This is a genomic window from Streptomyces olivochromogenes (assembly GCF_021538895.1).
Lineage (GTDB): Bacteria > Actinomycetota > Actinomycetes > Streptomycetales > Streptomycetaceae > Streptomyces > Streptomyces olivochromogenes_A.
Genome location: NZ_JADDRL010000120.1, coordinates 18,509 through 27,541, shown reverse-complemented (window position 1 = coordinate 27,541; position 9,033 = coordinate 18,509). Strand labels below are relative to the sequence as shown.

Annotated in this window: 7 protein-coding genes; 3 read left to right on the top strand and 4 right to left on the bottom strand. The window is 74.5% G+C overall.

Annotated elements, in window-relative coordinates; all coding sequences use genetic code 11:
- The first annotated feature begins 101 nt into the window (after positions 1 to 101).
- Complete coding sequence (gene treY / locus IPZ69_RS38380) at positions 102 to 2,513, top strand: malto-oligosyltrehalose synthase (RefSeq protein WP_235459348.1); 2,412 nt, start codon at positions 102 to 104, stop codon at positions 2,511 to 2,513.
- A gap of 9 nt (positions 2,514 to 2,522) precedes the next feature.
- Here treY and IPZ69_RS38375 read toward each other — a convergent pair whose 3' ends face one another.
- Positions 2,523 to 3,422, bottom strand: a complete 900-nt coding sequence (locus tag IPZ69_RS38375) for a LysR family transcriptional regulator (RefSeq protein ID WP_235459347.1) — start codon at positions 3,420 to 3,422, stop codon at positions 2,523 to 2,525.
- Positions 3,423 to 3,521: 99 nt separating this feature from the next.
- On the opposite strand from IPZ69_RS38375, the gene lpdA reads away from it, so the two are divergent.
- Entirely contained in the window at positions 3,522 to 4,973 is a 1,452-nt protein-coding gene (gene lpdA / locus IPZ69_RS38370; RefSeq protein ID WP_235459346.1) for a dihydrolipoyl dehydrogenase, read from the top strand.
- A gap of 141 nt (positions 4,974 to 5,114) precedes the next feature.
- Positions 5,115 to 6,365, top strand: a complete 1,251-nt coding sequence (locus IPZ69_RS38365; RefSeq protein WP_235459345.1) for a M14 family zinc carboxypeptidase — start codon at positions 5,115 to 5,117, stop codon at positions 6,363 to 6,365.
- Between the two features lie 18 nt (positions 6,366 to 6,383).
- Here the strand turns inward: IPZ69_RS38365 and IPZ69_RS38360 are convergent, their stop codons facing one another.
- The 3 genes from IPZ69_RS38360 to IPZ69_RS38350 all read right to left on the bottom strand — a co-directional run bounded on the left by IPZ69_RS38360 (position 6,384) and on the right by IPZ69_RS38350 (position 8,894).
- On the bottom strand, positions 6,384 to 6,845 hold the full coding sequence (locus IPZ69_RS38360) for an SSI family serine proteinase inhibitor (RefSeq protein WP_235459344.1): 462 nt from the start codon (positions 6,843 to 6,845) through the stop codon (positions 6,384 to 6,386).
- Positions 6,842 to 8,167, bottom strand: a complete 1,326-nt coding sequence (locus IPZ69_RS38355; protein ID WP_235459343.1) for a M14 family zinc carboxypeptidase — start codon at positions 8,165 to 8,167, stop codon at positions 6,842 to 6,844. The genes IPZ69_RS38360 and IPZ69_RS38355 overlap by 4 nt, the downstream gene beginning before the upstream one ends.
- 175 nt (positions 8,168 to 8,342) lie before the next feature.
- Positions 8,343 to 8,894 (bottom strand): DUF1707 and FHA domain-containing protein, encoded by a 552-nt coding sequence (locus tag IPZ69_RS38350; RefSeq protein ID WP_235459342.1) that lies wholly within the window; start codon positions 8,892 to 8,894, stop codon positions 8,343 to 8,345.
- Between the last annotated feature and the right edge of the window lie 139 nt (positions 8,895 to 9,033).

Genomic DNA, 9,033 nt, shown 5'->3' with positions numbered 1-9,033 from the left:
CGGCGGCGCGGCCGGGGGCTCGCTCGAATCCCGGTCGCGTGCGTGGGCCGTGTGCCGGAGGTGATGACACGAAGGGCGGCGGGATGGGTACGTAGGTCTGCATGACATCTGAGCGACCCGATCCGGTGGTGCCGACGGCGACCTACCGGTTGCAGCTGCAGCCCGAGTTCCCGTTCGCGGCCGCCGCGGCGGCCGTCCCGTACCTGGCGTCGCTCGGGGTCTCGCACCTGCACCTGTCCCCCGTCCTGGAGTCCGTCCCGGGCTCCACGCACGGCTACGACGTCGTGGACCACGCGCGCGTGCGCGACGAACTGGGCGGTGAGGACGGCCTGCGCGCGCTGTCGCGCACCGCGCGGGAGCACGGTCTCGGCCTGGTGGTGGACATCGTGCCCAACCACATGGCCATGGTCCCGCGCCACAACCGCGCCCTGTGGGAGGTGCTGCGGGAGGGCCCCAAGTCGCCGTACGCGCGCTGGTTCGACATCGACTGGGAGGCTCAGGGCGGCCAGGTGCTGCTCCCGGTGCTCGGCGGCCCGCTCGGCGCGGAGCTGGGCCGGCTGGTGGTCGACGGCGACGTCCTGCGCTACCACGACCACGTCCTCCCTCTCCGGGAGGGCACCGAGGAGCTGCCGCTGCCCCAGCTCCTGGACGCGCAGTGGTACCGCCCGGCGTGGTGGCGGCTGGCCCGTACGGAGCTCAACTACCGGCGTTTCTTCAGCATCTCGGAGCTCGTCGGCGTGCGCGTGGAGGACCCGGAGGTCTTCGAGGCCACGCACGGCAAGATCCTTCAGCTGCTGCACGAGGGCGTGGTCGACGGGCTGCGCATCGACCATCCGGACGGGCTCGCCGACCCCGACGGCTACCTGGCCAGGCTGCACGAGGCGACCGGCGGACGCTGGACGGTCGTGGAGAAGATCCTGGCCGACGACGAGCACCTGCCGGCCTCCTGGCCGGTCGCGGGCACCACCGGTTACGACGCCCTGCGGCAGGTCGACGGCCTGTTCACGGACCCCGCCGGGGCCGGTGAACTCCTTGGCCAGTACCGGCGGTTCGCGGCCCCGCAGACGGACCGGGGCGGTGACTGGGAGGCCACGGTGCGCCGGGCGGCGTACAAGGTGATCACGCACGAGCTGGCCGCCGAGACGGAGCGGCTGACCCGGGTGGCGCACCGCCTGTGCGCCGGCTCGCCGGACCCGGCGCTGCGCGACCGTGCCCCCTGGGCGCTGCGGACGGCGCTTGAGGAACTGCTGGTCCGGCTGCGTGTGTACCGGCCCTACGCCTCCGGTGACGTGGCCTCCGTCGTCACGGAGGAGGCCGCCGAGGAGGCCCGGCGGGCCTTCGTGGTGCCCGAGGAGGCCGAGGTGGTCGACGTCGTGCGCGGGCTGCTGGTCGGGGACGCCGGGCACGGCCCGGAGCTCGCCGAGTTCCGGGCCCGGTTCGCGCAGACCTCGTCGGCGCTGCGCGCCAAGTCCGTGGAGGACACGGCGTTCTACCGCTATGTGCCGCTGCTGTCGGCCACCGAGGTGGGCGGCGAACCGGGCCGCCAGGGCGTGTCCCCGCAGGACTTCCACGCGTACTGCGCGCGCGTGCAGCGCGACTGGCCGGCCACCGGCACGGTGGTGACGACGCACGACACCAAGCGCAGCGCCGACGTGCGGGCGGCGCTGGCCGTGCTGACCGAGTGCCCGGGGCGCTGGACGGACGTGCTCGCCGAGGTGACCCGCGACGGCGCGGGCGTGCCGGACGCGCAGCTGGCCTGGGCGGCCTGGCAGACGGTGTTCGGACTCGGCCCGGCGGCCGCGGAGCGGGTCCAGGGTGCCCTGCTGAAGCATGTGCGCGAGGCCGGTCTGTACACGAGCTGGACGGAGCAGGAGCCGCCCTACGAGGAGGCGGTGGCGGCGTTCGTCGCGGCGGGGCCGTGCGGGGCGCCCGGCGAGCGCGTGGCGGCCTTCCGGAGCTCCTTGGAGGAACACGTCCGGGCCAACGTCCTGGGCACGGCCCTGGTCCATCTGACGATGCCCGGGGTGCCGGACGTGTACCAGGGCACGGAGAGCGAGTACCGGGCGCTGGTGGATCCGGACAACCGGCGTCCGGTGCGGTTCCCGCCCGAGGGGGCCGGCGCGGTCGAGGCCGGTGGAGCCGATGCCCCTGGGGTCGATGTCGGCGGGGCCGATGCGAAGGCCGGGGTGACGGTGGCCGCGCTGCGGCTGCGGGCCCGGCGGCCCGAGGTCTTCGGTGACAGGGCGACGTACGCCCCGCTGACGGCGCGGGGCCCGGCCGCCGCGCACTGCGTGGCGTTCGCGCGCTCCGGGGAGGTGGTCACGGCCGTGACGCGGCTGTCGCTGCGGCTGGCGGAGGCGGGCGGCTGGCGGGACACGCTCCTGCCGCTGCCGCCGGGACGCTGGGCCGATGTGCTGGCTCCGGAGCGGGAGTTCACGGGGCACGCGCGCGTGGCGGACCTGCTCGGGCCGCTGCCTGTGGCTCTGCTGGAACGGATCGGGGACGCGAACTGAGGGACGCGCTCAGCCGGCCGTAGTGCCCGGGGACGGCCATGCCTCGCGCAGGATGTCCACGAAGGCCTCGGCCGCGCCGGTGGGGGGCACGCGCGCGTAGACGGTGAGGGCACGCTTCCAGGGCGGGTCGGGGGTGAGGACCACACAGTCCTCGCCGACGGCCCCGCGCACGATGTGGGAGGGCGCCACGCACACCCCGACCCCGGCAGCGGCCATGCGCACCGCCGTGGAGGTGTGCTCGGTGCGCACGGCGGTCGCCGGCTCGAAGCCGACCTGTCCGCAGGCCCGGTCGAGGAAGCGCTCGCCGTGGACGACGGGTTCCATGGCGCAGCGGATCCAGGCGCGGTCCGCGAGTTCCGGCAGCTTCACCGTCGTACGGCCCGCGAGGCGGTCGTCGAAGGGCACCACGAGGACGAGTTCCTCCTCGCCGACCGGTACGACGGTGCCGGGCCAGTCGTCGGGGGCGGGGCCGACGGCGAGGTCCGCGGTGCCGCGCTCGACCTGCTCGCGCAGGGCCTCGGTGGTGGCGTACTCGTGCAGGTGCAGCAGGACCCGGGGGTGGGCGGCCCGCCAGCGGGCGAAGACGTCGGGCAGGACGCCGACGGCGATGGAGTGCAGGGCCGCGACGTGGAGTTCGCCGCCCTCGGCACCGGCGGCGGCGCGGGCCGCGCGGCGGGCCTGGGCGGCGCTGCGGACGGCGAGTTCGGCGTGCGGCCGAAAGGCGCGGCCCATCGGGGTCAGGCGCACACCGCGTGGCATGCGCTCCAGGAGGGCGCCGCCGACCGCCCTCTCCAGGGCCTTGATCTGGTGCGAGAGCGCGGGCTGGGTGACGTGCAGGGCCTCGGCCGCGCGCGTGAAGGACGCCTCCTCGACGACCGTCAGGAAGTACTCCATCTGCCGCAGGCTCATCGCGGGTTCAACCCCTCGGCCCTCCCATAAGCGCTCTGCATCGGTTCCACAAGAACATTGCCTTGGACTCATGGCAAGGGCGCCCGGAGGCTGGTGAACATGAACACATCGGACGTCATCGTCATCGGCGGCGGCACCGGCGGGTACAGCACCGCCCTGCGCGCCGCCGCCCTCGGTCTCGGCGTGGTGCTCGTGGAACGCGACAAGGTCGGCGGGACCTGTCTGCACCGCGGGTGCATCCCGAGCAAGGCGATGCTGCACGCCGCCGAACTCGTCGACGGCATCGCCGAGGCCCGTGAGCGCTGGGGCGTGAAGGCCACGCTGGACGCGGTCGACTGGTCCGCGCTGGTCGCCACGCGCGACGACATCGTGGCGCGCAACCACAAGGGCGTGGAGGCGCATCTCACGCACGCGGGCGTGCGCGTGGTGCGCGGCAGCGCGCGGCTGACCGGACCACGCACCGTGCGCGTGGAAGGCGTACGGGAGGATCACGCGCCGGGCGCTGAGTCCTCGTACGCTCCGGGCGCAGGAGACTTGGTCGCGCGCCGGGGAGTCGTGCTCGCGACGGGCTCGCGCCCCCGCACGCTCCCGGGGCTCGCGCCCGACGGGCGGCGCGTGGTGACCAGTGACGACGCGCTGTTCGCGCCGGGGCTCCCGGCGTCCGTCCTGGTGCTGGGCGGTGGGGCGATCGGCGTGGAGTACGCCTCGTTCCATCGCTCGCTGGGCGCGGAGGTCACCCTGGTCGAGGCCGCCGACCTCCTCGTACCGCTCGAAGACGCCGACGTGAGCCGGCATCTGGCCCGGGGCCTGAAGCGGCGCGGCATCGACGTGCAGGCGGGGGCGCGGCTGCTGGACGCGGAGGTTCTCCAGGACGGCATCCGCGCGCGGGTGCGCACGGCCCGGGGCGAGACGCGCACCCTGGAGGCGGAGCGGCTGCTGGTGGCCGTGGGCCGCGCCCCGGTCACCGAGGGCCTCGGCCTGGCCGCCGCCGGCCTGACGACGGACGAGCGCGGTTTCGTCGCACCGGCGGACTGGAGCCGGCTGGAGACGGGCGTCCCCGGTGTCCACGTCGTGGGCGATCTGCTGCCGCCGCCGTCCCTCGGCCTGGCCCACGCGTCGTTCGCGGAGGGTCTGCTGGTGGCCGAGACACTGGCGGGGCTGCCGTCCGCGCCGGTCGACTACGCGGCCGTGCCCCGGGTGACCTACTCGTCGCCGCAGACGGCGTCCGTGGGGCTCGGCGAGGCGGAGGCACGCGCGCGTGGGCACGACGTCGAGGTCAACACGATGCCGCTGACCGCCGTGGCCAAGGGCATGGTGCACGGACAGGGCGGGATGGTGAAGGTCGTCGCCGGGGCCGGCGGCGGGGAGGTGCTCGGCGTGCACCTGGTGGGGCCGCACGTGTCCGAGATGATCGCCGAGAGCCAGCTGATCGTCGGCTGGGACGCCCAGCCCTCCGACGTCGCCCGGCACATCCACCCGCACCCCACGCTGTCGGAGGCGGTCGGCGAGACGTTCCTGACGCTCGCCGGGCGCGGCCTGCACCAGCAGTGACCGGTGCGCCCGGCGTGAATGCACCCGGGCGCCCCCTGGAGCCTCCCCCTCACCCTTCTTGACAGTTCACCTAACGCGTGCGGGACTGGGCAGAGCGAAGCCGGGCGGACAAGACGGGGAAGCCGGGCTGACAAGTCGGGGGTGAGTCTCCTGCCGGAGCTGCGTTACCCCAGTGTTCCCGAACTGGTCGCAACCGCTCGGGCGTTGGCCGCTCAGCGACCGGATCTGTGCAGGCTGCGGCAGGTGGGGGTCTCGCGCGCGGGCAGGCCCCTGCACCTGCTGTCCGTGGGCCACTCCCGGCGGTCCGTGCTGGTGGTGGCGGGCGCCCACGCCAACGAGCCGACCGGGGGCCGCACGCTCCTCGTGCTCGCCGAACGGGTCGCCCGCCAAAGGGAGTTACGCGCCGACACCTCCTGGCACTTCCTGCTCTGCGCGGACCCCGACGGCGCGAGCCTGCACGTCACCCCGGCGCCGCGCAGCCTGTTCGACTACCACCTCGGCTTCTACCGCCCCGCCAGCCCGGAGCAGCCGGAGTGGTCGCCGTCGGTCCTGCCGCCCGACCGGCTGCCGCCCGAAACCCGCGCGCTGACCGGAGTCATCGACGAACTGCGGCCCTACCTCCAGGTGACGCTGCACGGCACGGATCTGGGCGGTAGCTGGGTCCAGTTGACGCGGGACGTCCCCGGGCTGGCCGAGCCGTTCGCCAAGTCGGCGGCCGAGCTGAACATCCCGGTGGAGACGGGCGCCTCGGACGCCGCGGGCTGGCCCGCCTCGGGGCCCGGCGTGCATGTGATGCCCGGACCCGAGTCGGGCGTGCCCTACCCGAGCATGCCGGACGACGCCCGGCACAGCACCTGGTACCACGCCCACCGGTACGGCGGCCTGACGGCGGTGGTGGAGGTGCCGATGTGGGCCAGCGATCTGGTGGACGACCCGGCGCAGCATCCCGCCCCGGCGGCGGCGATACGGCGGCTGGCCGGCCGGCTGCAGCGCGACGCGCTGGAGGTGGAGCGGGTACTGACCGAGGCGCTGCCCCGGCTGGACGGCGTCGAGGGGCCGCTGCTGCGGGCCGCCCGGTGGGCGCTGGAGCTGATTCCGGGACTGGCCGCGGACTGGATCCACACACCGCCCGTCGACACCACGATGGCCTACGTCGGCAGTGTGGACGCCTTCGGGCGCCGGCTGCCGCTGCGGGCGGCGGCGATGCTGCTGCGGGTCCTCCAGGAGACCGACGACCGCGCGGCGCCCCGGCTGGAACACCTCGTCGCCTCCTGGTCCGACGCCTTCGCGGAGCGTTTCCGGGCCCGTTGGGTACCCCTGGAACACCAGGTGGAGCACCAGAGCCGCACGGTCCTCGCGGCGGCGCGGCACGCGCGCGAGCGAGCGGCGTGAGCGGTCGGCCCGCCCGTCTCAGTCGTCCAGCGCGAAGACCGACCCCGTCCGCGCGGTCATCACGCACGCGTTCGCGAACGTCTCCCGGTACTCGACGGGCCGGCCCTGCCACACCCCGGTCGCACGGGCGGTGACGGGCGCGTAGATCAACGCGCAGACGGCGTCCTCGCGCGGCGGGATGCGCCCGATGTCGCCGCCCGCGGCCCCCAGTTCGGCGCAGGCCTCGGCCGCGTGGGGGTGCCCCTGAGGCGGGTCGCACAGCAGGAGGGCGCTCCGGGTGACCGGGGCGTCCCCCGTACCGAAGGGGGCGAGAGCCGGCGGAAGCACCTCACCGTGGGTGACCGTGAGGTGGAGCCAGGAACCGGAGCGGAGGTCCCCGTGGGCCGTCGAACCGGCCACGGCGGCCGGGCCCGCGGCGAGGAGGGCGGCCGCCGCGAGCAGGGCGCCCCGGGCGGCCGTCGCTGTGCTGAGGTAGGTCATTCCCGATGCATCGGCACCGCGGCCTCCGTACCCCACCCCGACTCACCCGAACGGGACCGTACGCGCGCGTACCGGTCCGCCAGCTCGAACGCGCTGAGCACCACGCGGGCCTGGTACTCGGCCTGGCGGGCGACCGGAATCCAGCGCGCCCCGCAGCCGTCGCGGTAGTCCGCGCACCACTCGTCGATCAGCCGGTCCAGGTCCGGCAGGGCGTCGGCCGGGTCCCGGCCGGTGCCGCGGACGAGTTGGTGCAGCAGACCGGCGGTGCGCAGGGCCAGCCGGCGCCCGGAGATCCGCAGGGCGGCCAGGTGGGCGGTGTTGAGCGCGGGCAGCGGCCGCGCCCGGCCGTCGTCGGTGTCGGGGTCCCAGGCGTCGGCCAGGCCGGGACAGACCAGTAAATAGTCGTCCACCGGCGCGAGCAGGCTCGCGGTGTCGGGCGCCGCGGCCAGGTGGGGCCGGATCCGGTCCAGGACGCCGTCCAGGAGCAGCGTGTCGTGCCGCAGCGTGCCGCTGACGGTGCGCAGCACCGCGTCCCGGTCGGCGGGCGGTGAGGCGTCCTCGACCGCGGCGACGCCCCACATGGGCGCCTCGACGATGGCGGTCACCGTGCCGTACCGGTGCGGGTGGAACCAGGTCGACTCGACCGCCGCCTCGGTGATGGCCGCGGCCAGGTCGCCCCGGCGCGGCGGCGGGATCCGGTAGACGGCTGGGCCCACGGTCGGCCAGTACAGGGTGTCGTACGCGCCGAGTTCGCGGGGGATGCCGAGACGGGCCGCGCTGTGCGCGACGCGCCGGGCCAGACCGGGCAGGTCGCGGGTGAGTTCCACGAAGCCGCCGCCGACGTCGACGCCGTGCAGCGAGCACTGGAGGAAGGGCCGCAGCTCGTCCTGGAGGTCGAGCAGGGCACGGGTCTCCGGCAGGACGACGGCGTCCGCGCCCTCCGGCAGCCATTCGGGCTGCTCCAGGAAGCCGGGCCGGAAGAAGTTCCGGAAGTAGTGGCCCAGGGTGTACGGCCCGCACAGCCAGCCCTCGTTGCGGCGGGAGCCGTCGGGGTCGAGGCAGAGCAGCAGGTTCCAGGTGGTGTCGGCGCCCTCGGTGAGCCGGGGGTCGGCGAGGGCCCGTTCGGCCAGCCGCAGGGCGGTGGCGCCCCCGACCGGCTCGTTGGCGTGCGGACCGGCGACGACGAGGACGTGGCGGCTGCCGTGACCGACGGAAAGCAGCCACAGGGGGGTGCCCGCACGGGAGGTGCCGACGCGGCGCAGCCGGGCGTCCTGCGGGCGGCGGGTGACGAGCGCGGCGGCACGGGCGCCCAGCTCGTCCACGGTCGGGTAGCGGAGGAGCGGCAGAGCACACCTCCACGTGGTGCCGTCGGTTCACCTGATGTGCATGGTGTACGCACAGTCAGTCACGAGTTCAGGGGTACGTCAACACCGCGACCGACAACCTTGTTTCGGCCATGTCACCGCGTTGGTCCGCGGTCGCGGCCGAGGTGGGCCGTCAGCGGACGGCGAGCCGGAACGCCATCCGGCCGAAACCGACCTGGTCGCCCTCGCGGACCACGGTGGCCCCGATCACGCGACGCCCGTTCACGGTGGTGCCGTTGGTCGAACCGAGATCCCTGAGGATCCACAGCCCGCCCTGGCGCCTGAGTTCGGCGTGCACGCGGGAGACCGTCTCGTGGTTCAGGCGCAGCCCGTTGGCGGGGTCGCGGCCTATGCGCAGCGGATGGCCGCCCGCCGCCTGCGGCAGCAGCAGTTTGGGCAGCCGCTCGGCCTGCCAGGCCCTGCGCAGCCGTACGGTGAAACCGGAGACCGCCTCGACGGTGCCGAAGAGGGCCCGCGAGAGGCGGTTCTCCCTCGGGAGGTCGGCGGTGAGGGCGGCGAGTTCGTCCGAGCGGCGCGCGGCGAGCGCGAGTTCCATGCGCCGCACGAACGTGTCGTGCGAGAGTCGCCCCATGGCGACGCCGTCCCGGAGCACCTCAAGCGCCTTGTCGCGCTCCGCGTCCGACAACCGCGCGGGGTACGTGTTGAACTCGAAGGACGACGTCACGCTCGTGATTGTCGGTCAGTGAACCTCAGGTGTCCAGAAAACAGGGAAACGGTCGCCGCATGCGTACATCGCGCGACACCTGCCGGGAAAGGAACGATTCAAAAGCGGATTGATCTCGCTCGCGGCACGATGGACGAGC